This is a genomic window from Bordetella genomosp. 13 (genome assembly GCF_007679965.1).
Lineage (GTDB): Bacteria > Pseudomonadota > Gammaproteobacteria > Burkholderiales > Burkholderiaceae_B > Bordetella.
Genome location: NZ_VEHL01000012.1, coordinates 51,531 through 73,133 on the forward strand (window position 1 = coordinate 51,531; position 21,603 = coordinate 73,133).

At 68.9% G+C, this 21,603-nt stretch carries 20 protein-coding genes and 1 tRNA gene; 11 read left to right on the top strand and 10 right to left on the bottom strand.

The genetic code is table 11. From position 1 onward, the window contains the following. Positions 1 to 50 precede the first annotated feature (50 nt). Genes FS845_RS24205 through FS845_RS24215 form a run of 3 tightly spaced genes read left to right on the top strand, consistent with a single transcriptional unit; the run spans position 51 to position 3,008 of the window. Entirely contained in the window at positions 51 to 1,025 is a 975-nt protein-coding gene (locus tag FS845_RS24205) for a Bug family tripartite tricarboxylate transporter substrate binding protein (protein ID WP_144640405.1), read from the top strand. Positions 1,026 to 1,029: 4 nt separating this feature from the next. Beyond that, positions 1,030 to 2,163, top strand: a complete 1,134-nt coding sequence (locus tag FS845_RS24210; RefSeq protein WP_186332404.1) for a lyase family protein — start codon at positions 1,030 to 1,032, stop codon at positions 2,161 to 2,163. After that, entirely contained in the window at positions 2,160 to 3,008 is an 849-nt protein-coding gene (locus tag FS845_RS24215) for a PhzF family phenazine biosynthesis protein (protein WP_186332405.1), read from the top strand. The genes FS845_RS24210 and FS845_RS24215 overlap by 4 nt, the downstream gene beginning before the upstream one ends. Here the strand turns inward: FS845_RS24215 and FS845_RS24220 are convergent. The 3 genes from FS845_RS24220 to FS845_RS24225 form a co-directional block, all read right to left on the bottom strand. Next, the gene (locus tag FS845_RS24220; protein ID WP_186332406.1) at positions 2,977 to 4,146 is read right to left on the bottom strand and encodes an MFS transporter; all 1,170 of its coding nucleotides are present in this window, start codon (positions 4,144 to 4,146) and stop codon (positions 2,977 to 2,979) included. The genes FS845_RS24215 and FS845_RS24220 overlap by 32 nt on opposite strands. A gap of 97 nt (positions 4,147 to 4,243) precedes the next feature. Beyond that, a complete protein-coding gene (locus FS845_RS26645; protein ID WP_186332407.1) occupies positions 4,244 to 5,092 on the bottom strand; it encodes a hypothetical protein in 849 nt (282 codons plus the stop codon). Positions 5,093 to 5,321: 229 nt separating this feature from the next. After that, the gene (locus FS845_RS24225; protein WP_144640417.1) at positions 5,322 to 6,113 is read right to left on the bottom strand and encodes a helix-turn-helix transcriptional regulator; all 792 of its coding nucleotides are present in this window, start codon (positions 6,111 to 6,113) and stop codon (positions 5,322 to 5,324) included. A 312-nt stretch (positions 6,114 to 6,425) separates the two neighbouring features. Between FS845_RS24225 and FS845_RS24230 the strand changes: the two genes are divergently transcribed. The 3 genes from FS845_RS24230 (at position 6,426) to FS845_RS24240 (ending at position 8,793) form a co-directional block, all read left to right on the top strand. After that, positions 6,426 to 6,516, top strand: a tRNA-Ser gene (locus FS845_RS24230). A gap of 286 nt (positions 6,517 to 6,802) precedes the next feature. Continuing rightward, positions 6,803 to 7,723, top strand: coding sequence for a 4-hydroxybenzoate octaprenyltransferase (gene ubiA / locus FS845_RS24235; protein ID WP_144640419.1), 921 nt, complete (start codon positions 6,803 to 6,805; stop codon positions 7,721 to 7,723). A gap of 35 nt (positions 7,724 to 7,758) precedes the next feature. Next, a complete protein-coding gene (locus FS845_RS24240; RefSeq protein WP_144640422.1) occupies positions 7,759 to 8,793 on the top strand; it encodes an aromatic ring-hydroxylating dioxygenase subunit alpha in 1,035 nt (344 codons plus the stop codon). Here FS845_RS24240 and FS845_RS24245 read toward each other — a convergent pair. The 7 genes from FS845_RS24245 to FS845_RS24275 form a co-directional block, all read right to left on the bottom strand. Then, entirely contained in the window at positions 8,768 to 9,211 is a 444-nt protein-coding gene (locus FS845_RS24245; RefSeq protein ID WP_144640425.1) for a Zn-ribbon domain-containing OB-fold protein, read from the bottom strand. The two genes, FS845_RS24240 and FS845_RS24245, sit on opposite strands and share 26 nt — an antisense overlap. A gap of 2 nt (positions 9,212 to 9,213) precedes the next feature. Continuing rightward, positions 9,214 to 10,368, bottom strand: a complete 1,155-nt coding sequence (locus FS845_RS24250) for an acetyl-CoA acetyltransferase (RefSeq protein WP_144640427.1) — start codon at positions 10,366 to 10,368, stop codon at positions 9,214 to 9,216. Positions 10,369 to 10,425: 57 nt separating this feature from the next. Further along, positions 10,426 to 11,592, bottom strand: a complete 1,167-nt coding sequence (locus FS845_RS24255) for an acyl-CoA dehydrogenase family protein (RefSeq protein ID WP_144640430.1) — start codon at positions 11,590 to 11,592, stop codon at positions 10,426 to 10,428. Between the two features lie 13 nt (positions 11,593 to 11,605). After that, positions 11,606 to 13,147, bottom strand: a complete 1,542-nt coding sequence (locus FS845_RS24260; protein WP_144640433.1) for an acyl-CoA synthetase — start codon at positions 13,145 to 13,147, stop codon at positions 11,606 to 11,608. Between the two features lie 23 nt (positions 13,148 to 13,170). Then, positions 13,171 to 14,046 (bottom strand): MaoC family dehydratase, encoded by an 876-nt coding sequence (locus FS845_RS24265; protein WP_144640436.1) that lies wholly within the window; start codon positions 14,044 to 14,046, stop codon positions 13,171 to 13,173. Positions 14,047 to 14,049: 3 nt separating this feature from the next. Continuing rightward, complete coding sequence (locus FS845_RS24270; protein WP_144640439.1) at positions 14,050 to 15,033, bottom strand: Bug family tripartite tricarboxylate transporter substrate binding protein; 984 nt, start codon at positions 15,031 to 15,033, stop codon at positions 14,050 to 14,052. A 75-nt stretch (positions 15,034 to 15,108) separates the two neighbouring features. Continuing rightward, entirely contained in the window at positions 15,109 to 16,074 is a 966-nt protein-coding gene (locus tag FS845_RS24275) for a Bug family tripartite tricarboxylate transporter substrate binding protein (RefSeq protein WP_144640442.1), read from the bottom strand. A 162-nt stretch (positions 16,075 to 16,236) separates the two neighbouring features. Here FS845_RS24275 and fabG point away from each other — a divergent pair, with 162 nt between their 5' ends. From fabG to FS845_RS24300, 5 genes are read left to right on the top strand one after another with little or no spacing between them, the layout of a single operon-like run. Next, positions 16,237 to 16,989 (top strand): 3-oxoacyl-ACP reductase FabG, encoded by a 753-nt coding sequence (gene fabG, locus FS845_RS24280; protein WP_144640445.1) that lies wholly within the window; start codon positions 16,237 to 16,239, stop codon positions 16,987 to 16,989. Beyond that, on the top strand, positions 16,979 to 17,455 hold the full coding sequence (locus tag FS845_RS24285) for a MaoC/PaaZ C-terminal domain-containing protein (protein WP_144640448.1): 477 nt from the start codon (positions 16,979 to 16,981) through the stop codon (positions 17,453 to 17,455). The genes fabG and FS845_RS24285 overlap by 11 nt, the downstream gene beginning before the upstream one ends. Continuing rightward, positions 17,452 to 19,617, top strand: coding sequence for an acetate--CoA ligase family protein (locus FS845_RS24290; RefSeq protein ID WP_144640451.1), 2,166 nt, complete (start codon positions 17,452 to 17,454; stop codon positions 19,615 to 19,617). Before FS845_RS24285 ends, FS845_RS24290 begins: the two co-directional genes overlap by 4 nt. A gap of 51 nt (positions 19,618 to 19,668) precedes the next feature. Next, on the top strand, positions 19,669 to 20,424 hold the full coding sequence (locus FS845_RS24295) for an IclR family transcriptional regulator (RefSeq protein WP_144640455.1): 756 nt from the start codon (positions 19,669 to 19,671) through the stop codon (positions 20,422 to 20,424). Next, complete coding sequence (locus FS845_RS24300; RefSeq protein ID WP_144640458.1) at positions 20,421 to 21,575, top strand: CaiB/BaiF CoA transferase family protein; 1,155 nt, start codon at positions 20,421 to 20,423, stop codon at positions 21,573 to 21,575. Before FS845_RS24295 ends, FS845_RS24300 begins: the two co-directional genes overlap by 4 nt. The last annotated feature ends 28 nt before the right edge of the window (positions 21,576 to 21,603 follow it).

Here is a 21,603-nt window from a genome sequence, read left to right on the forward strand (position 1 = left end):
GGCCCAGGCGGGGGCGGCCGTATCGTCATCGGACTTCACCGAGGACCGACATGCGACACATTTTCTACTCCGGTTTGCTCCTGGCCTGCGTGGCATTCGCAGGCACTTCTCCGGCCGCGCGCGCGGCCGACTGGCCCACGCGGCCGGTATCCGTGGTCATTCCCTTCCCGCCGGGCGGTACCACGGACGTGATCGGGCGGCTGATGGCACAGAAGCTCTCGCAGCGCCTGGGCCAGCCCTTCGTCGTCGAGAACCGCGCCGGCGCGTCCGGCGCCATCGGCACGCGGCATGCCCTGCAGTCGCCGCCCGACGGCAACACGATCCTGGTGGTGACCACCACGACGTTCTCCACCTATCCCGCCACGCATCCCAAGACCCCGTACAAGGTCGAACAGGACGCGATGCCGGTGATCAACGTGGCCGAAGTGGCCAACGTGCTGATGGCCCATCCCGGCCTGAAGATCAAGACCCTGCCGCAACTGCTGGACTACGCCAGGAAGCATCCGGGCGACCTGGACTACGGCACCCCGGGTGCCGGCTCTTTCGCGCACCTGGCCATAGAACTGCTGGGCGCGAAGGAGAAGGCGCAGTTCCTGCACATCCCGTACAAGGGCGCGGGCCCCGCGCTGAACGACGCGATGGGCGGGCAGATCAAGGTGCTGTTCGACCAGGTGCCGACGACGCTGGCGCAGATCCAGGCGGGCAAGCTTGTGCCCATCGCCGTCACCAGCCGGCAGGACAGCCTGCCCGGCGTGCCCACTTTCGAGGAACAGGGCGTTGCCGATTACGCCCCGACGATCTGGTACGGCCTGGCCGTGCCCGCCGGCACGCCGCCCGCCATCGTCGACCGCCTGAACCGCGAGGCCAACGCCATCCTCACGGATCCGGATGTCAAAGCGCAACTGCAGGGCCAGGGCGCCACCGCCAAGGGCGGCACGGCGCAGGCCTTCGCCGCGCAGGTGCAGGCGGACTATGCCCGCTGGAGCGAAGTGTCGCGTGCGCAACACCTGCAGATGGAAGACTAGCGCCATGGACCACAGGGATGGCGAGACGTCCGGCTATGCGCCCGACAAGTTCCTGCCCCGCGTCTTCCTGGACACGCTGCTGGCCCACAAGGCCGCGGCTGCCCAGGCGAACCGGTCGCTGGATGCGCTGCCCGATGCGGTCGCGCAGGCCATCGTCGTCCAGGCGCAAGCCTTGCGGGCAGGCGATGCGGCCGACGCCGGGCCTTCCATCTGGCAATCGGGTTGCGGGCTGGAGTTCAACCGCTGGGCCAATGCCTGCATCGCCCTGGCCTGCACGCAGCGGTCGCGCATCGCGGTGACGACCGAGCAGGTCAACTGCAACCAGTCCACCAACGACACCTTTCCGACGGTGCTTCAGCTGTCGCTGCTGCGCGCCTGCCGCGCGCAACTCGATCCCGCCTGCGAGCTTCTGCAGGTCAGCCTGCGCGACGGCGCGCTGCGCATGGAGGACAGCCGCATCATGGGGCGGACCTTCCTGCGCGACGCGAAATGGATGCGGCTGGCCGAGGTCGTGGAGGGTTGGGCCGACCTCGTCCAGGCCCACCACGACTGGCTGGCGATGGCCGTCTGCGCGCTGGCCACGGTGCCCGTGGGCGGCTACTCCCTGGGCAACGGGGACGGCGCCGACCCGCGCTTTGCCGCGGCCTACGCCGAGCGCTTCAGCGCGGCGGAAGGCATCGCGTGCCGTCCCGGCACGTCGCCCCACCGCGAGATGGCCGGGATTCGCAGCGTGGCGGCCTTCGCGTCGGCATTGGGCGCGCTGGCCGCGGGCTTCGAGAAAATGGCCGCCGACGTGCTGCTGCTGTGCTCCGGCCCCGACCATGGCTTCGCGGACCTGGGCTTTCGCCAGGGCACGCAGGATTCCACGACGCTGCAGGGCAAGAGCAACCCGAAGCAGGCGACCACCCTGCAGATGGCATGCACCCATGCCCGATCCCAATGCAGCCTGGCGCTGGACCTGGCGGCGCGAGGCCAGCTGGCCCTGTTCACGGGATTTCCGCTGCTTGCCTATGCGCTGCTCGACGCGGTGCACGTGCTGGCGCAGCAGGTACGCAGCTTTGCCACCGGATTCGTACCGCACTTGTACCCGCTGAAGATGGCGACAGCGGCTGGCTTGTCACGAGGAGTACCGGCATGAACGCCGAACCGAACGTTGTCGTGGTGAACGTCTTCACCGAACAAGGGCAGGGCGGCAACCCTTGCCCCATCGTGCTGGACGCCAGTTCCATGGCGTCGGCCGACATGCAGGCCCTGGCGCAACGCCATGGCCTGGAGTCGGCCTTCCTGCTGCCCAAGGCAGGGTACCGGCTGCGCTACTTCGTGCCAGCGCGCGAGATGGACATGTGCGGACACGCCACGCTGGGAACGGCCTGGCTGCTGCGCGAGCGCCGCCTGGCGCAGCCGTCGTGCATGGCGTTCCAGACGCTGGCGGGCGAGGTCGTCGTGGACATGCGTGGCGAGCGTATCCGCATCGCACAGCCGGCCGCCACCGTGCAACCGGTCGATGCCGGCCTTGTCGACGAGGTGTTGCGCGTGCTGGACATCCGGTCGTCGGACCTCGCCACGCCCTTGATCTGCAACGCCGCCACGAGCCGGCCGAAGACGCTGGTCCAGATCGCATCGTGCGAGGTGCTCGACCGGATGGCGCCGCGCTTCGAGCAGATGAAGGCGCTGTGTGACCGGCTGGGCTCGACGGGCATCTACCCCTTCGCCTTGTCCGACGAAGAGCCGTTCACGCTGGAGGCACGGCAGTTTCCCCAGGCCTCGGGCTATCCCGAAGACGCCGCCACGGGCATCGCCGCGACGGCCTTGTTCGGGGCGCTGGGGCACTACGGCATCGACGTGCCGGTGGGCGAGACCGTCAATGTGCTGCAAGGGCGGACGATGGGACGGCTGTCCCGCATGTGCGTGATGCAGGAGCCGGAGCCGGAGGGAATGCCTGTGTACTGGCTCAGCGGAGACGTGACGGAGCAGGCGGTGTAGCGATTGCCTTGGGCGTCCTGCCCACGTGCAGGGCAAGGACGAGCAGGCCGCCCAGGGCCAGCCAGCCCGTCGCGCTCGGCAGTACGTCCAGCAACGTGCCGAAGGCCAATGGCACGGCCGCGATGGCGGCCTGGTTCGCGGCCAGCGCGATGGCCAGCACGCGGCCGATCTGGTCGGGAGCGGCGCAATCGGAGAGCCAGACCACCCAGGGCCCATACCAGCCGAAGCCGAACACGCCTGCCACCAGCGAACAGGCAAGAACGGCGGAGCCATGGCCTTGCCGCGGCAGCGCCAGTGTCGCCAGCAGGGCGCAGAAAGTCAGCAGCGCGCACAACAGCACCATGCGCCGCTTCCCATCGGGCACGTGGTCGCTGAGGGTGGACATCGCGATCCGTCCCAGTGCCCCGCCGGCCTGCACCGCGAAGAGGTGCCAGGCGGCCGACTGTACGCTCAGGCCGAACCGCTGATGCACCAGCACGGCCCAGAACACGGCGATGGCCGTCTGCACGCCGACCATTGCCATGCCGACGATCGCCACGCGGCGAAACGGGACCTGGCGGAACAGGTCGGCCAACGCCAGGCGCGACTGTCGAGCGGCTGGCGGCGTGCGCCGTGCATTGCGAAACAAGGCCAGGTGGCATAGGCCCACCGCCGCCAGGATCGCCGAGGCGGCCATCATGGTGGCGGGCCATCCCGCATGCCCGATCATGAAGGGGAAGAACGCCGCCGCGCAGGCGCCGCCCATGGGCAAGGCGGCCTGCCGGAGGCCCATGGCCAGGCCGCGCTGCCGGGGCGGGAACCATTGATAGATCGCCTTGCCGCCGGCGGGCTGGATCGGGCTATAGCCCAGGCCGATGAGCAGCATGGCGACGGCGAGGATGCCGTAATGCCCCGCGCTGCCCATGAGCAGCAGTCCCGCGCTCATGATCGCCATGCCAATGAACACCGGCAGCCGCTCGCCGCACCGGTCCAGCAGCGGACCGATGAACAGCAGCGCCACCACCGGCACGCCGTTCAGCAGCGAGGCCAGCAGGCCCAGTTCGCGATGCGATAGCTGCAGCACGTGCCGGGCGTGGGGGCCCCAGACGCCGATGCCCTGGCTGGCCAGGGCCGCGGCCAGCTGCGTCGTGGTCGTCATGCCCAGGATCCACCAGCGGAAACCGGCTTTTCCCGCCACGCCGGCCCGCGCGGGGGCCGGCGTGGGGCGTGGCGACACCGTGCCTGGAGCCATCGGTTCAGGCCGGCGCATGGGCAAGCGTGATGGATTCGCCGCCGCGATCCAGCTCGACCAGGCGCTCGTACAGCGTGTCGTACGAGTCCGCCATGTCGTCCAGCAGGTCGATGTTGGCCTGGTGCATGGCGTTCCAGTCGGGCTGGACCGACAGCGCCGCGCAATAGTCCTCGAAGCCGCGCGCCAGGGCGGCGAAATGGCCGCGCTCGGTATTGCCCAGATGGTCATGGATGAACTGCAGGTCGGCGTTCCAGGACGTCTCGGGACGGCCCAGCACGCCGCGCTGCCAGCGCGAGAAGCGCGCCGCGGCATAGGCGAACTCGCCGTGGTTGTACAGCTCTTCGGGCAGCGAAATCAGCATGGCGCGGCCCAGGTCGTCGCCACCCTGCCGATAGCTGCGCGACGCGTTCAGGAAGCGCTTGAAGCCGGGCACGGCATATCGGTCGAGTTTCCACTGATCGGTGTCGGCCAGCCGCGTCGCGAAATCCTCGTACAGCTTCTGGTGATCGATCGTGCCGATGCCCACGTCCTCGTGCGACACCTCGGACACGCGGGTCGCGCAGCGGTACAGCAGGGCGCGCGCATGATCCGAGTCCACGCTTTCGGCCGTCGCCATCAGGCGGAAGGCCAGCGCGCAGAAGCTGGCCGCGCCCGTGCCCGGCGAACGCCAGTTGCGGAAGAACGTATTGCGCGAGGCCGGCGACCACGGGCGCGCCGTGAACGCGTCGAAGAACGCCTCGATGCGTTCCACCGACCGGGCCGAGGCCGAGTAAGAGTCGAACAGGGCCTGGCGAGCGGCGGCGTTGTCGACCAGCGATATCTCCACGTCGACGACGGGGCGGATCTTGTTCATTGCGTTATCTCCTGGCGCGGCCCGGTACGGCCTGTGCGCTTGGGGCGACTGGCCGCTTCGGGTGGATGGGTATGGGTAGAAGGCGGGTGTGGCACGCGTCGCGCGCGGTATCGGGCGCTGGCCGGTTCCACGAGGTGTCGGCCACTGGGGCCGGCCGGACAAGCTTAGGCAGCGTCGCCCGCCGGGGATTTCGAATTTCGGCCAGGACTATCGGATTCGTGCCAGGTCCTCAGTCCTGTCGATCAGGAGCGGCATGGCCGCGCAGCTGGCGCGGCGCGACCCCGTAGATGCGGCGTATCGAGTAGGCGAAGTGGGCGGCCGACGTGAAGCCGACCGCGTGCTGGATGTCGGAGATGGGCAATGCCGTGGACCGAAGCAGCCGCCGCGCTTCGGCCAATCGCGCCTGCAGCACGTATTGGCCCACCGATTTGCCTTCCTCGAATTGGAACCAGCGCGCCAGCGTGCGGGCGCTGATCTGCGCACGTTCGGCGAGCGCGTGGCAGGACAGGTCTTCATCCAGGTGGGCGTGCACGAACGTCTTGATCGCCTGGATCAGCTGATCGCGTTCGCGTGCGCGGGTCGGCGCGGTCGCCGTCACGATGCGGCCGACTTCGGCCAGTATGGTGCGGTCCAGCTCGGCCTGCGTCAGCAAGGCGGCCATGCTCCGGCGATGGCGCAAGTGGGCCCGCAGCCGCAGCAGGTCCGACAGATAGGTCGACATCATCCAGCGCTGCGCGCCCGAGCGGGGCGGCGCGTCCGTTGCGCGGTGGGCGGCCAGCAGGGATGGCATGTCGAGGTAGTAGCAGAGATGCCGCTGGCCCGGTGTCGCCTTTACCTGATGGACGTGCCGGCTCGGTACCCACCAGACGTTGCTGCTGTCCAGCAGTTCGGGTCGGCCGTCGTCTCGTGCGGAGATCGAAAACAGCCCGTCCAGCGGCAGGAACAGCATGTCGTCCGCGTGGGCGTGTGGCCCGTTCGAATAGTCATGGCGGTCGTCGCAGACGACGTCGAAGTCCAGCATGGCGTACTCCTTGGGGCGTACGGGACCGGGGCGGCTTTTGTGGGTAGGTCAGGTGACTGTATGTCCGGATCGTGACAGGGCGGGTTCGGATGGTCCGGCATTTTGGAGGGGTGGTCGTGCTGTTGGGCGAGCCGGCCCCGGGTTCGGCGTGTCTCGGCGCCCCGGCCACGTCATGCGTAAGGGCAGGGCGGGGGAACGTAAGGAAAGTTTCCTGGAATCCTGCTAGAATCTCGGATTGCCATTTTTGCCGCCTGGCGCGCGGGGTAGCTTCTACCCATGCCGTGTCGATGGCGGCGGACGGCATCCCAATCAGGACAGGTGGCCGAGCGGTTGAAGGCGCACGCCTGGAAAGCGTGTATACGTCAAAAGCGTATCGGGGGTTCGAATCCCCCTCTGTCCGCCAGAATCCATGAAAAACACCCCAAAAGTTTGGACTTCCGTCCAGCCTCTTGGGGTGTTTTTCATTGCGGATGACGAATAGCCGATCAAGGCGGCGGCGGCCTGCGCAATGCGGCGCCTTTCCCTCGTAATCCGTGCAGGCCACTGCGAATGCGTCAGGACGCTGTGGGTTGACGGCGCTTACACTCGCGCGCGCTCCGGCTGTCCCGCGGCCCTCGCCATCGCAGCCGGATCGTGCGGCCTTGTATACAGCCGCCGTAATCCGATCCTCGCGTCCCGAGCCTTCTCCCATGAGCGAACCCGTCTCCGACATCCGCACCGAAAGCTGGCCGATGCGCACCGCATCGCCCGCGCTTCGGCCCTACCTGACCCTGATGCGCCTGGACCGGCCGATCGGCACGTGGCTGCTGCTCTACCCCTGCTGGTGGGGCCTGGCCATGGCGCCCTCGGACATGGCGCTTCGGGACTACCTGTGGCGCGGCATCCTGTTCGGCATCGCGTGCGTCCTGCTGCGCGGCATCGCCTGCACGGTCAACGACATCTTCGACCGCGACCTGGATGCCCAGGTGGCGCGCACGCGCACGCGGCCGCTGCCCAGCGGCGCGGTCACGCCGGGCCAGGCCTGGGCCTTCCTGGTCCTGCAGATCGCGGTGGTGCTGCCGATGCTGCTTGCGTTCAGCCTGACGACCGTGCTGCTGGCGCTCGCGGCCGTCGTCGGCTTCTTCATCTATCCGCTGATGAAGCGCATCACCTACTGGCCGCAGGCGTTCCTGGGCATCGTCTTCAACTGGGGCGTGCCGGGCGGCTGGGCCGCGGCGGCGGGCAACCCCGGCATGGCCGCGTGGCTGCTGTATGCGGCCGGCTTTTTCTGGACGCTGGGCTACGACACCATCTACGCGCTGCAGGACGTCGAGGACGACACCCGCACCGGCATCAAGTCCACCGCGCGGCTCTTCGGCGAGTGGGTACGCGTCTGGGTCGGCGCCTTCTACGTCATGACCATGGTGCTGGCCGTCTGCGCGGAACGCGCGCTGCAGTTCGACGGCCCCGTCACGCTGGCCTTCACCGCGGCCGCGGCGCTGCATCTGGTCTGGCAGGTGGCCACGCTGAAGACGGACACGCCGCGCGACTGCCTGGCCAAGTTCCGCTCGAACCGATTCTTCGGCTTGCTGATGCTGCTGGCGCTGGCCGCCGGCCAGGCGGCGATCTGAACATCCTGCATGCCATCATTCGAAGGTAGAGAATCATGTTCCCGATGAACCAATGGTACGTGGCCGCCCTCGCGTCGGAAGTCACGGACGAGCCGCTTGCGCGCACCTATCTGAACCAGCCCGTCGTGCTGTTCCGCCTGGCCGACGGCACCGTCGCCGCGCTGGAGGACAAGTGCTGCCATCGCGGCCTGCCGCTGTCCTATGGCCGCGTGGAGGCGCAAGGCCTGCGCTGCGGCTATCACGGCCTGCTTTTCGACGGCACGGGCCAGTGCATCCAGATCCCCGGCCAGGACACCATCCCGCCGCGCGCCTGTGTGAGGCGCTATCACGTGGTGGAACAGGACCAGGTCGTGTGGATCTGGATGCCGGCCGAGCCCGACGCGCCGCCCGCGTTCGCGCCGCCGGCCTATTCTTTCCACAGCGATCCGCAGTACCGGTTCAAGGGCGGCGCCTTCCACTTCAAGGCGGCGTACCAGCTGATCCACGACAACCTGATGGATCTCAGCCACCTGGGCTACGTGCACGGACAGACCATCGGCGGCGATCCGAAGACGCATATGGAAGCCGACATGCGCGTCACGCAGGAAGGCGATACCGTCAGGGTCACGCGATGGATGAAGAACTCGCGTCCGCCGCGCACCTATACCGACGCATGGCCGTTCACGGGCACGGTGGACCGCTGGCAGGAGATTGAATCCGCGGCCACGCACTTCCGGATCTGGACCGGCGCGGCCGATGCGGGCACGCAATCGCTGGAAGACGCGAACCGCCACGGCTTCCACCTGCGCGGCTTCCACGGCGTGACGCCCGAGACCGAGACGACCACGCACTACATCTGGACGGTGGCCAGCAACCAGTACTCGCCCGAGCACCGGAACATCGACGCCATCTACGAGCAGAGCGTGTTCACGTTCAACGAGGACAAGGTCATCATCGAGGCGCAGTACGCCAACCTGGCGCGGTTCCCGCAGCACCGCGTGGTGGACATCCACGTGGACCTGGCGGCGAACCGGGTGCGGCGCGTCGTGGACCGCCTGGCCGCATCTAGCGTTCCGTCCCAGCCAACCTGAACTGCGGCAACGCCAGCGTCGCGTTCACCGCTTCGAAGCACACCTGCACGCGCGCGCCGATCCTCACGTTCCGCGGCTCGCAATCGACGATGTTCGTCATCAGCCGTACCCCCTCTTCCAGGTCGATCACCGCCACCACGTACGGCGTGCGCGGCTTGAAGTAGGGCGTGCTGCCGCGGTGGTTGACCGTGTAGCTGTAGACGGTGCCGTGGCCCGACGCCTCGACCCAGCGGATCTCGTCGCTCAGGCAGGCCGTGCAGAACAGGCGGGGATAGAACTGGTGCCTGCCGCACGAGGCGCACTGCTGGATCAGCAGCTTGCCTTGCACCGCGCCCTCCCAGTAGGGGCGCGTGGCATCGGTGGGCTGGGGCAGCGGGCGCTCGGCGGCCGGCGCGGCCGGGGCTTGGTTCGTTTGCATCGTCAGACTCCCAGTATCAAGGTCGTGTTGGTGGAGAACACCAGGCCGGGGGCATGCACCAGCGCGCGCTCGGCGCGCGGCAACTGCCGTTCTCCGCACTCCTTGCGCAGCTGCTTGACCGCTTCGATCAGCAGCAGCATGCCGAACATGCCCGGATGGTTGTAGGACAGCCCGCCGCCGGAGGTGTTGATCGGGAAGTCGCCGTCCGGCCCGAGCCGGCCGCCGGCCACGAAATCCTTGCCTTCGCCGCGCTTGCAGAAGCCCAGCTCTTCCAGCGACTGGATCACGCCGATGGTGAAGTGGTCGTAGATCTGCACGACGTCGATGTCCTGGCGCGTCAGGCCGGCCTGGTCCAGCGCGGCCTGGGCCGTCTGCGCCACGCGCGTGTCCAGCCAGTCCTGCACCTCGAAGGGCGTGTAGTGATGCGAGAACGCGGCCTCCATGCCCAGGATGTGCACGGGCGGACGCCGCAGGTCGCGCGCGCGCTCGGCGGTGGTGACCACGACCGCGCCGCCGCCGTCGGTCACCAGGCAGCAGTCGCGCTGGTGCAGGGGTTCGGCGATCGGCGCCGAGGCAAGGATCTCCTCGATGGAGCTGGGCTCGCGGCGGTACGCGTTGGGGTTGAGCATGGCCCAGCGCCGCGCCGCCAGCGCCACTTCGGCCAGCGCCTCGCGCGTGGTGCCGTACTGGTGCATGTGCCGCTGCGCCACCATGGCGTAGTAGCCGATGGGATTGAGCTGGCCGTAGGGCGCGATGAACTGGCCGCGCGGCGAGCGCATGTCCTCGCCCAGAGGGGTCAGCTTGCGCGAGCCGTCCGACAGCTGCGTGCTGCCGTAGGTGATCAGCGCCACCGAGCACAGGCCGGCCGAGATCGCGGCGATGGCGTGCTGCAGGTGCAGCACGTTCGACAGGCCGCCCACGTTGGTCGAGTCGACGTAGCGCGGCCGGATGTTCAGGTGCTCGGAGACTTGCAGGCTGGAGAACTTGTCGTCGGTATGGGCGAACACGCCGTCGACGTCGGCCAGCGTCAGGCCCGCGTCCAGCAGGGCGCGGCGCGCGGCCTGGCCCTGCATCTCCAGCGGGGACAGGCCGGGCACGCGGCCCAGGTCGGATTCGGCTGCGCCCACGATGGCGCAGGCCGGGGTGTCTCGTTTCATAGGGGTTTGCTCCGCATTGGGAAGAAGAGGGCGGGCGCGCGGCCCGTGGGCGCCGCGCTATAGCGACCGCGCGATCAGTTCGCGCATGATCTCGGAAGAGCCGCCGTAGATCCGGTTCGGCCGCACGTCGGTGTACAGGCGCGCGATGCCGTACTCGCGCATGTAGCCGTACCCGCCATGCAGTTGCAGCAGCTCGTCGACGGCGCGGGTGGCCTCGGCGGCCCACAGCTTGGCGACCGCCGCGCCCGAGGCATCCAGTTCGCCGCGCATGTAGCGCAGCACGCTGTCGTCGACCAGCGCGCGCGTGGCGCAGGCCAGGGCCTTGATGTCGGCCAGCTTGAAGCGGATGTGCTGGTTGTCGATCAGGGCATGGCCGAAGGCCTGGCGCTGCTTGGTGTAGTCGATGGTCAGCGCCAGGGCGGCCTCCAGGGCCGCCGCGCAGCGCACCGCGATCATCAGCCGTTCGCGCACCAGTTCCTTCATCAGGTAGCCGAAGCCCTTGTTCTCTTCACCCACCAGCGTGTCGGCGTCGACCCGCATGTCCTCGAAGAACAGTTCGCAGGTGTCCTGCGCCTTCTGGCCGATCTTCTCCAGCAGGCGCCCGCGCTTGAAGCCGGGCGTGGTGGTGTCGACCCAGAACAGGCTGATGCCGCGCGAGCCCGCGGCCGGGTCGGTCTTGGCCACGACCATCACGCGGTCCGCGTGGTAGCCGTTGGTGATGAAGGTCTTCTGGCCGTTGATCACGTAGCCGTCCGCGGTCTTCACCGCCTGCGTGCGGATGGCCTTGAGGTCGCTGCCCGCGCCCGGCTCGGTCATGGCGATGGAGCCGACGATGTCGCCGCTGGCCATGCCCGGCAGTGTCTGCCGCTTCTGTGCTTCGGTGCCGAAGTTCAGCACGTAAGGCGCCACGATGTCCGAGTGCGTGGTGAAGCCGCCGATGCCGCTGGTCAGCGCGCGGGCGATCTCCTCGATCACGATGACGGTGTGCAGGAAATCGCCGCCGCCACCGCCGTACTCATCGGGGGCGCTGGGCATCAGCAGGCCCGCCGCGCCCGCCTGACGCCACAGGTCGCGCGGCACGTGGCCCTCGTGTTCCCATCGGTCATGGTGCGGGACGACCTCGGCGGCCAGGAAGCGCGCGACGTTGTCGCGATACAGCGTGTGTTCGGGCGAGAACAGGTGTGCCCGCGACGTGTCGAGGGACGAATAGGGCGATGCGCTCATGCAGGGACTCCATTCATTTGGCGATGCCCACGCCGGTGGGCCAGTAGCTTTGCTTGACCAGCCGCTTGAGCAGCTTGCCGGTTTCGGTGCGGGGCAGGTCCTTGGCGAAATCGACGCTGGTGGGGCACTTGATGTGCGAGATGCGGGCGCGGCAGAAGTCGACCATTTCCTGGGCCAGTGCCGGGCTGCCCTGCACGCCGGTGCGCAGCTGCACCACGGCCTTGACCGCTTCGCCGTATTCGTTGTCGGGCACGCCGATGACCGCCACGTCGTGCACGGCCGGATGCTGCAGCAGGCAGTTCTCGGTCTCCTGCGGATAGATGTTCACGCCGCCGGACACGATGGTGTTGGCCAGGCGGTCCGTCAGGTAGAGGTAGCCGTCCTCGTCCAGGTAGCCGATGTCGCCATAGGTGGCCCAGCCCTTGTCGTTGTAGGCCTCGCGGGTCTTGTCGGGGGCCTTGTGGTATTCGAAGCCGCTGCCGCCCGAGAAGTAGATGACACCCGGCTGGCCGGCCGGCTGGCTGTCGCCCGCCTCGTTCACGATGTGGACCTGGCCGAACTCGGGCGTGCCCACCGAGCCGGGATGCGCCAGCCATTCGTGGCTGTCGATGGAGGTGCGGCCGACCAGCTCGGTGCCGCTGTAGTACTCGTACAGGATCGGGCCCCACCAGTCGATCATCTGCTGCTTGACCTCGCGCGGGCAGGGGGCCGCCGCGTGCACGGCGCAGCGCAGCGTGGACAGGTCATGGCGCTCGCGGACGTCCTTCGGCAGGCGCAGCAGGCGCACGAACATCGTGGGCACCCATTGGGCATGCGTGACGCCATGGGCCTCGATGGCCTCCAGCGCGCCTTCCGGCGTGAACTTCTCCATCATCACGCAGGTGCCGCCGCTGCCCAGCACCGCCATGTTCCAGCGCACCGGCGCGGTGTGATAGAACGGCGCGGTCGACAGATAGACCGTGTCCGTGTCGAAGGTCTTCCACTGCATGCGCGGCGAGGCCTCAACCCGGAAATAGCGGTTCGCGGTGACCAGCGGCCGCTTGATGCCCTTGGGCACGCCGGTGGTGCCCGACGAATAGCAGAAGTCCGTGCCTTCGGGCACGTCGGGCAGCACGGGATCGGCGCCCGCGCCGGCGATCCAGTCCTCGTAGGCCAGCACGCCGTCGGGGCCGCCGTCCATCGAGATGCACAGCGTGCCGTTGCGTTGCAAGGTCTGTATCGACACCTCGGCCAGGGTGTGGCTGGAGCAGAACAGCACCTTCGCATCGGAGTCGTCGACGATGTATTGCATCTCCTCCTGCTTCAGGTGCCGGCTGATGGTGGCGTAGTACAGGCCCGCCCGGTGCGCGCCCCACAGGATCTCGAAGTAGCGAGGGTGGTTTTCCAGGAACACGGCGACCGCGTCGCCGGGCCGCAGTCCCGCCGCGACCAGGGCCGCCGCGCATTGCCGGCTGCGGCGCTCCAGGTCGCGCCAGGTCACGGCGTGGCCCGACGGAATCAGGCGGTAGGCGATCGCGTCGGGCCGGTCGGCGGCGTGGCGTTCGATGGGGGACATGCGCGGACTCTCCTTCATGGGGTTCATTGCGGGGCGGGGGCGTCGATCTCGGCCACCCCGTTGTTCAGCACGACGAGGTCGCGTTCGCGCACGCGTGCCTGGAAATAGGCCGTGCGGCCGTCGCGCCAAATCCGCACCACCAGTGTCTCGCCCGGCAGGACCGGCGCGGAAAAGCGCAGGGCGATGGCGCGCAGGCGTTCGGGCTGCTGGTCGCAGCAGGCGCGCACCAGCGCGCGCGCGGCCATGCCGTAGCTGCACAGCCCATGCAGGATGGGCCGCGGCATGCCGGCCTCGCGCGCCTTGGCGGGCAGGATGTGGATAGGGTTGTAGTCGCCGTTCAGCCGATACAGCAGGGCCGCCTGCGGGATCGTCTGCAGCGCCACCTCGGAATCGGGCGGGCGGTCTTCGGGCGGCGCGGGCAGGGGCGGCAGGGGCGCGTCGCCCCGGCCGAAACCGCCGTCGGATCGGCAGAACGAGACGTGCTCGATGGTGGCCACGGGCGCGTCGGTTGCCGCGTCGGTGATGTCGCGCGTGGTGACCACCAGGGCGCCCTTGCCGGCGCCCTTGTCCACGACGTGGCTGACGCGGGTGCGGCTGCGCAGCGCATCCTCGGCCCGTACCGCGCGGTGAAAGCGCATGCGGTGTTCGCCGTGAAGGATGCGCAGCCAGTCGATGCCGGTACGCGGGTCGGTGGCCCAGGCGCCCGGCGCGCCGATGGTGGCCAGCAGCGTGGGTACGGCGAGCGTCCCGGTCTCGTGCACGAAGGGCAGTTCGTCCTCGCGGCAAGGGTCGTTGCCGTAGCCCAGGCTCAACGCATAGAGCATCGCGTCCTTCGTGGCGTAGCGGTCCACGCGCGGCTCGAAATGCCAGCTGCGCAAGTTCTCGTAGTCGATGGGCATGCTTCAGTCCGCCTTGATGCCAGCCTGCTGGATCACCTTGGCCCAGCGGTCCTTCTCGGCGCGGATGTAGCGGTCGAAGTCGGCCGGGCTGCCGCCGATGGGCGTGCCGCCCTGCTTCTGCAGCGTTTCTTTCACCTGTGGATCGGCCAGCACTTCGCCGATGGCCCGGTTCAGCTTCGCCACCACGTCGGCGGGCGTGCCGGCGCGGGTGAGGATGCCTATCCACGTGCCGCCCACCAGTTCCGGATGTCCCTGCTCGGCGACGGTGGGCACGTCGGGCAGCGTCGGATTGCGCTTGTCGGTGAACAGCGCCAGCGCGCGCAGCCTGCCGGCCTGAACCAGAGGCTGGGCGCTGACCAGGTTGTCGACCATGAAGTCGACCTGTCCGCCGGTGAGGTCCGTCAGCGCCGGCGCGGCGCCGCGATAGACGACGTTGACGGCGGGCATCTTCAGCGCGGCCTTGATCTGCTCGCCGATCAGGTGGCCCGACGCGCCCATGGTGGAGACCGCCATCGAGGCGCCGCCCGGCTTCTTGCGGGCATACGCGGCAAGCTCTTCCAGGCTCCTGGCCGGCACGGCCGGGTGCACGACCAGGATGCTGGGCATGGAGATCACATTGATGACCGGCGCGAAGTCTTCCATCGCGTACGGCAGCTTGCTGTACAGGGAATAGTTGGCGGCGTTGGGGCCCAGGCTGCCCATCACGAGCGTGTAGCCGTCGGGGGCGGCGCGCAGCATGCCCTGCATGCCGATGATGCCGCCCGCGCCGGCCATGTTCTCGACGATGACGGGCTGGCCCAGCTTGTCCGACAGCGGCTTGGCGACGATGCGGCTGGTCAGGTCCAGAATGCCGCCCGGCGAGCTGGGGGCGATCAGGCGGATGGGACGGGAAGGAAAGTCCTGCGCGGCATGGGCCGTGCAGACGGCCAGCAGGGCGAGCAGGGCGCCGCGCAGCAGCGTGCGGGCGGAGGAAGCGAACAGGGGCATGATCCGGACTCCGGCAGAAGGGGATGGCGCGCGCCGCGGGCGGCACGCCTCGGTGCAGCGTGCATTCGGAAGGGCTCAGTCGACTTTCAGGCCGGTGGTCTCGACCACCTTCTCCCATTTGGCGACTTCGCGTTCCAGGAAGGCGCGCGCTTCCTTGGGGCCGCCTTCTTCGGTGGTGGCGTACAGCCGCGCGATCTGCTGCTGGATGGCCGGCTCCTGGTTGATCTCGTGCACGGCCTTGGCCAGCCGATCGATCCGGGCCTGGGGAATGCCCATCGGGCCCATGAGGATGTAGACCGCGCTGACGTCGAATCCCTTGAGCCCGGACTCGTCGATGGTGGGCACGTCGGGATAGTCGGCGATGCGCTGCAGGCCGGTGATGGCCAGCAGCTTGAGCTTGCCGCCCTTGACCAGCGGGATCGCGCTGGAAATGCTGCCGAACATCAGGTCGACCCGGCCGGCGGTGAGATCGACCTCGGCCGGCGTCACGCCCTTGTACGGCACGTGGGTCATCGGCACGTGCGCCATGGTCTTGAAGAGTTCGCCGGCAAGATGGATGGACGACCCCACGCCCGCCGATCCGAACGTGACGTTCGACCCCTTCTTCTTCGCCGCGGCGATGACGTCGGCCACGCTGGACAGCGGCGAATTGGCGGGCACGACCAAGACATTTGGCGTGGACGCGATCATCGCGATGGGCGCCACCTGCTTTTCCCAGTCGTAGGGATTGCGCTTGAGGGCCGCATTGGCCGCCACGTAGTTGGCGCCCATGGCGATGGTGTAGCCGTCGGGCTCGGTCTGGGTCAGGGCCTGGATGGCGATGTTGCCGCCGGCGCCCGGCCGGTTCTCGACCACGAAGGTCTGGCCCAGCTTCTCGGTGAGCCGGGCGGCATACAGCCGCGCCAGCTGGTCGGTGGCGCCGCCGGGGGCGAAGCCGACGAAGACGCGCACGGGTTTGGCCGGGTAATCGGCATCGGCTTGCGCGGCGCCGCCCAGCATCAGGCCGACGGCGAGCGTCAGCGACAGCAGGAACTGCAGCATGGTTGTCTCCTCGTTTTTATGCACCCGAGGTTTGTGTATTTTTTCCGGGTGTGAGTAGAGTATAACGAGGTGTCGGAATAATTTGCAAATAAATCCGGTGATGCGTATAGTCTTACAGCATTCCGTAAACTAGCGTGCAACGACACGAGGAGACAACCCGTCATGGATTTTTCGCTCAGCGGCAAGACCGCCCTGGTCACCGGCTCTGGCCGGGGCATAGGCTTTGCGTCGTGCCTGGCCCTGGCGCGCGAAGGCGCCCGCGTGGTCATCACCGACATCAACCCGCAGTCGGTGGCGCAGGCCACCGCGGCGCTGGAGGCCGAAGGCCATACCGTGTTCGGCCAGGTGGCCGACGTGTGCGACCAGGACCAGGTGCAGGCCCTGGTCGCGGCCGCCAACGAGCGCTTCGGCGGAGTCGACATCCTGGTGAACAACGCAGGCTTCACGCGCGACAAGTACCTGACCAAGATGCCCGAGCTGGACTGGGACGCGGTGGTCGACACGATCCTCAAGGGCGCCTACTACTGCACCAAGGCCGCGATTCCGTCGATGATGGAGAAGCGCTGGGGCCGCGTCATCAACATCTCCTCGCGCGCGCACCTGGGCAATCCGGGGCAGACGAACTATTCGACGGCCAAGGCGGGCCTGCTGGGCTTCACGCGGTCGCTGGCCTACGAGCTGGGCAAGTTCGACATCACGGCCAACGCCATCGCGCCGGGCTTCGTCGAGACCGACCTGATCCGCGCGCTGCCGACCTATGAAACCCTGCGGGCCAATGCCCTGGCGCGCCAACCCATCCAGCGGCTGGGCTCGGTCGACGACATCGCCGATGCCGTGGCCTTCCTGTCCTCTGCGCGCGCCGGGTTCATCACGGGCGAGACGCTGCACGTCACGGGAGGGCGCTATGCCTCTTGAGACCGCCGGCGCCGTGGCGCGGCAGGGGCCGGCCTGGCACGTGGGATGGACGTTCGAGTCGGCCGGCCGCACCATCACCGAGACCGACGTCGTGCAGTTCGCCGGGCTGTCCGGCGACTACAACCGGCTGCACGTCGACCATCATTACGCGGCGGATACGCGCTTCGGCCAGCGCATCGCGCATGGCCTGCTGGTGCTGTCGGTGCTGTCCGGCCTGACGACGCAGACCCTGGAATACCGCAGCCTCGAGCCTGCGGTGCTGGCGCTGGTCGACCTGAACGTGCGCTTTCCCAAGCCGACGTTCATCGGCGACACGGTGCACGCCCGGGTCACCGTATCCGAGGTGCGGCAGGAGAAACCGGGCCGCGACAGGGTGGTGTTCCTGCGCGAGGCGGTCAACCAGCGTGGCGAGGTCGTGGTGCAGGCCGCGTTCGCCATGCTCATGCGCACGGAGGCCCGGGCATGATGGATTTCGCCAACCTCGACCGCCTGGTCGCGCCGCGCAACGTCGTGGTGGTGGGGGCTTCCGGCCGGCAGGCCAGCCAGGGCCAGCGCCTGTACGAGAACCTGGTGCGGCACTCGCGCCTCTCGGGCAAGGTCTACGCGGTCAATCCGGCCTACGACCACATCGGCGACGCACCCTGCTACCCGTCGGTGGCCGACGTGCCGGCGGACGACATCGACGTGGCCCTGGTCATCGTCAATGCCGGCCGGGTGCCGGACGTGCTGCGCCAGTGCGCGACGCGCGGCATACCGTTTGCCATCGTCATGACCTCGGGCTTCTCCGAGGCCGGAGAGGAGGGACGCGCGCTCGAGGCGCAGCTGCGGGCCATCAGCCAGGAAACCGGGCTGCGCGTGTACGGGCCGAACTGCCCCGGCCTGGTCAACGTGCGCGACCGCATCGGCATGACGTTCTCGCCGGCCTTCCGGCACGACCTGAACGGCGGGCGCATCGGCCTGGCCACGCAGGGCGGGGGACTGGGGCGCAACATCCTGCAGGGGCTGGTGCATGGCGCCGGCGTGGGGCTGTGGTTCTCGGCCGGCAACGAAGCCGACCTGGACATCGCCGACTTCATCGCCTACATGGCCCGTGATCCGGCCATCGACGTGATCGCGCTGCTGATGGAAGGCATCAAGGACGGGCGGCGGCTCGCACAGGCGCTGACGCTGGCGCGGGACCAAGGCAAGCCGGTGGTGGTGCTGAAGGTCGGGCGCTCCGAGGCCGGGGTGCGCGCGGCGCAGTCCCACACAGCATCGGTGGCTGGCAGCGCCGCCGTCAACAGCGCGGTGTTCCGGCAGCTCGGCGCCATCGAGGTCGATGACCTGGACCAGCTGCTGTCGGTCACGCATCTGATGACGCGGCCGCGTCCCGCGCCGGGCACGGGCCTGTGCATCTATACGTTCTCGGGCGGCACGGCGGCGCTGGCCGCCGACATCGCGGGCGCGGCGGGCGTGCCCATGGCCGAGTTCGCGCCGCACACGCGGCAGGCGCTGCAGGGGCTGCTGCCCGCGTTCGCCAGCATCGCCAATCCGGTGGACACCACGGCCGACATCCTGCGCGACACCGCTGCGGCGGACGAGTGCCTGGCCATCGTCTGCCGCGATCCGAACGTGGGCGCGGTGCTGTTTCCCATCCCGATGGACTATGGCGAGGTGACCGAGAGCATCGCGCGGTCCATCGTGAACGTGGGGCAGGGCAGCGGCACGCCCATCGTTCCGGTGTGGATGAGCCGGCGCCGGGGCGGCGGGTTCGAGATCCTGGAACAACACGGATTGCTGCCGTTCGGATCCGTGTCGGCGGCAGTCGCGGCCTTGTCCGCGGTGTTCCCGGCCTCGACGCCGGATGAGGCCGCGGGCGATGCGAAGGCGCGCGAGGCGGCCGTGGCCGGCACGGGCAGCGGCGCGTTGCATGCGGACCCGGACGAGGCGCCGCTGACGCGGCTGAGCGAGACCCAGGCCAAGCACCTGCTGGCGCAGGCGGGCCTGCCGGTGCCGCAAGGGCACGTGGCAGCAAGCGCGCAAGAGGCCGCGGACCTGGCACGCCGCATCGGCTATCCCGTGGTCATGAAGATCGTCAGCCCGGACATCGCGCACAAGACCGACGCGGGCGGCGTGCGCCTGAACGTGGCCGACGAGGCCGCCGCGCGGCAGGCGTACGACGACATCCAGGCTGCGGTGGCTCGCCATGCGCCGCGGGCGCGGCGCGACGGCGTGCTGGTCGAACGCATGCTGCCCGCGGGCGGCCGCGAGGTCCTGATCGGCGTGCACCGCGATCCCGCGTTCGGCCTGGTGCTGACGTTCGGGCTGGGCGGCGTCTACGTCGAGGTGCTGGGCGACGTGGCCCACAAGCTGGTGCCGCTGGCGCCGCGGGACGCCCGCGCCATCGTGCACGAGATCCGCTACGGCGCCATCCTGCAGGGCGTGCGCGGGCAGGGGCCCGCCGACCTCGAGGCGCTGGCCGGCCTGATCCTGCAGGTGTCGGACTTCGCTCATGCGCATGCCGCGACGCTGCATGAGCTGGAGCTCAATCCGGTATGGGTGGGCGCGCCCGGCCAGGGCGTGATGGCGCTCGATGCGCTGCTGGCCTTCGCGCCGGCCGCCAACCCGCCGGACGCGTCGTCCGCCTAGGCCGCAACCCTACAATTTCGTATTTGGATCCTTACCCGTAGACGTCGAACCATGCCCCAGATCGTTCCCGCCGCCCAGCGCGTTTTGCAGGTCTTCGAGGTGTACGCCCGCGAACGCCGACCGTTGACCAACTCCGAGATGGCCCGGTATCTGGACCTGGCCGACAGCAGCTGCTCGGACCTGATGTACACCTTGCGCCAGGCGGGCTACCTGCTGCGCACGCCCAAGTCACGGGTGTTCCATCCCACCAGCCGCCTGCTGGACATCGCGCGCGCCAACGCGGGCGTGGACCCCTTGCGCGCATTCGCCGAGGAATCCCTGGACCTGCTGACCTCGCGGTCGGGCGAGACCTCGATGTGCGCGCACATCGACGGCGACAAGGTGAAGATCTTCGCCAGCCAGGAAAGCAGCCGCGCGCTGCGCTACGTGCTTCGGCCCGGCACGGTGGTGGACATCCACACCACGGCGCTGGGCAAGGCGCTGCTGGGCGCCATGGCGGACGACGACCGCAACGCGCTGATCGACAGCCTGCCCTTGCCCGCGGTCACCTCGCACAGCATTGTCGACCGCGAGGTGCTGCGTGCCCAGATCGAGCAGGGCCGACGCGACCAGTATTTCGTGACGCGCAACGAAGGCAACGAAGGCGTGTTCGCGATCGGCATCTCGGGCGAGGCGGGCGGCCGCCTGACGGCGATGTCCATCGTCGGCCCCACGCATCGCATGGAAAAGAACTTCGACGAGATGGTGCGCGTGATGCAGGGGGCGCGTGCCGAGTTCTTCGGCACGGCGGACGCGGAGCTCGCATGACGGACCAGGGTGCGCACGCCCGGACTGGGCCATTGGCCGGATACCGCATCCTGGAGATGGCCGGCATCGGACCCGGTCCCTTCGCGGCGATGATGCTGGCCGACATGGGCGCCGAGGTCATCCGCGTCGATCGCAAGACGCCCGGGTTCCTGGGCGGCGGCGGCACGGTGGTCGACCGCGGCCGGCGCAGCATGGCGCTGGATCTCAAGGCGCCCGGCGCCATCGACGTGCTGCTGCGCCTGGTGTCGCGTTGCGACGCCCTGATCGAGGGCTACCGGCCGGGCGTGATGGAACGGCTGGGCCTGGGGCCCGAACGCTGCCTGGGCATCAATCCCCGCCTGGTGTACGGCCGCATGACGGGCTGGGGCCAGGACGGCCCGCTCAGCCAGGCCGCGGGACACGACCTCAACTACATCGCGCTGACCGGCGTGCTGCACGCCATGGGCCACGCGGACCGTCCGCCGACCCCGCCGCTGCATCTGGTGGGAGACCTCGGCGGGGGCGGCATGATGCTGGCCTTCGGCCTGGTGTGCGCGTTGCTGGAGACCGCGCGATCCGGCCGCGGCCAGGTGATCGACGCCGCCATCTGCGACGGCGTGTCGACCCTGGCCAACGCGTATCACGGCATGCTGAGCAGCGGCCGCTGGGTGAACCTGCGCGAGTCGAACATGCTGGACGGCGGCGCGCATTTCTATGGCTGCTACGAATGCGCCGATGGCCGCTACGTGTCCGTGGGGTCCATCGAGCCGCAGTTCTATGCCTTGCTGTGCCGCCTGTGCGAACTGGACGATCCGGCGTTCGAGCAGCAATGGGACCGCGCTGCCTGGCCGCAGTTGCGCGAGAAACTGGCCGCTGTGTTCCGTCGCAGGACGCGCGACGCGTGGTGCGCCCTGCTGGAGGGCACCGACGTCTGCTTCGCGCCCGTGCTGGACTTCGAAGAGGCCCGCGCTCATCCGCACTACGTGGCGCGAAGCGGCTTCGTGCAGTCCGGCGAATTCACGCACCCGGCGCCCAGCCCGCGCTTCAGCCGCACGCCTGGCCAGGCGGGGCCGGTGCCGGTCACCGGCAGCGACACCGCCACGCTGCTGGCCGAACTGGGCTTCGGCCCGGAGCAGGTCGACGGCCTGCGGCGCGACGGCGCCATTCATTGACATCGCCGCCCGTGCGCGTTGGCCGCGC

Coding starts and splice junctions, on each gene's coding strand:
- FS845_RS24205 (WP_144640405.1), top strand. CDS start 51: ATGCGACACATTTTCTACTCCGGTTTGCTCCTGGCCTGCGTGGCATTC.
- FS845_RS24210 (WP_186332404.1), top strand. CDS start 1,030: ATGGACCACAGGGATGGCGAGACGTCCGGCTATGCGCCCGACAAGTTC.
- FS845_RS24215 (WP_186332405.1), top strand. CDS start 2,160: ATGAACGCCGAACCGAACGTTGTCGTGGTGAACGTCTTCACCGAACAA.
- FS845_RS24220 (WP_186332406.1), bottom strand. CDS start 4,146: ATGACGACCACGACGCAGCTGGCCGCGGCCCTGGCCAGCCAGGGCATC.
- FS845_RS26645 (WP_186332407.1), bottom strand. CDS start 5,092: ATGAACAAGATCCGCCCCGTCGTCGACGTGGAGATATCGCTGGTCGAC.
- FS845_RS24225 (WP_144640417.1), bottom strand. CDS start 6,113: ATGCTGGACTTCGACGTCGTCTGCGACGACCGCCATGACTATTCGAAC.
- ubiA (WP_144640419.1), top strand. CDS start 6,803: ATGAGCGAACCCGTCTCCGACATCCGCACCGAAAGCTGGCCGATGCGC.
- FS845_RS24240 (WP_144640422.1), top strand. CDS start 7,759: ATGTTCCCGATGAACCAATGGTACGTGGCCGCCCTCGCGTCGGAAGTC.
- FS845_RS24245 (WP_144640425.1), bottom strand. CDS start 9,211: ATGCAAACGAACCAAGCCCCGGCCGCGCCGGCCGCCGAGCGCCCGCTG.
- FS845_RS24250 (WP_144640427.1), bottom strand. CDS start 10,368: ATGAAACGAGACACCCCGGCCTGCGCCATCGTGGGCGCAGCCGAATCC.
- FS845_RS24255 (WP_144640430.1), bottom strand. CDS start 11,592: ATGAGCGCATCGCCCTATTCGTCCCTCGACACGTCGCGGGCACACCTG.
- FS845_RS24260 (WP_144640433.1), bottom strand. CDS start 13,147: ATGTCCCCCATCGAACGCCACGCCGCCGACCGGCCCGACGCGATCGCC.
- FS845_RS24265 (WP_144640436.1), bottom strand. CDS start 14,046: ATGCCCATCGACTACGAGAACTTGCGCAGCTGGCATTTCGAGCCGCGC.
- FS845_RS24270 (WP_144640439.1), bottom strand. CDS start 15,033: ATGCCCCTGTTCGCTTCCTCCGCCCGCACGCTGCTGCGCGGCGCCCTG.
- FS845_RS24275 (WP_144640442.1), bottom strand. CDS start 16,074: ATGCTGCAGTTCCTGCTGTCGCTGACGCTCGCCGTCGGCCTGATGCTG.
- fabG (WP_144640445.1), top strand. CDS start 16,237: ATGGATTTTTCGCTCAGCGGCAAGACCGCCCTGGTCACCGGCTCTGGC.
- FS845_RS24285 (WP_144640448.1), top strand. CDS start 16,979: ATGCCTCTTGAGACCGCCGGCGCCGTGGCGCGGCAGGGGCCGGCCTGG.
- FS845_RS24290 (WP_144640451.1), top strand. CDS start 17,452: ATGATGGATTTCGCCAACCTCGACCGCCTGGTCGCGCCGCGCAACGTC.
- FS845_RS24295 (WP_144640455.1), top strand. CDS start 19,669: ATGCCCCAGATCGTTCCCGCCGCCCAGCGCGTTTTGCAGGTCTTCGAG.
- FS845_RS24300 (WP_144640458.1), top strand. CDS start 20,421: ATGACGGACCAGGGTGCGCACGCCCGGACTGGGCCATTGGCCGGATAC.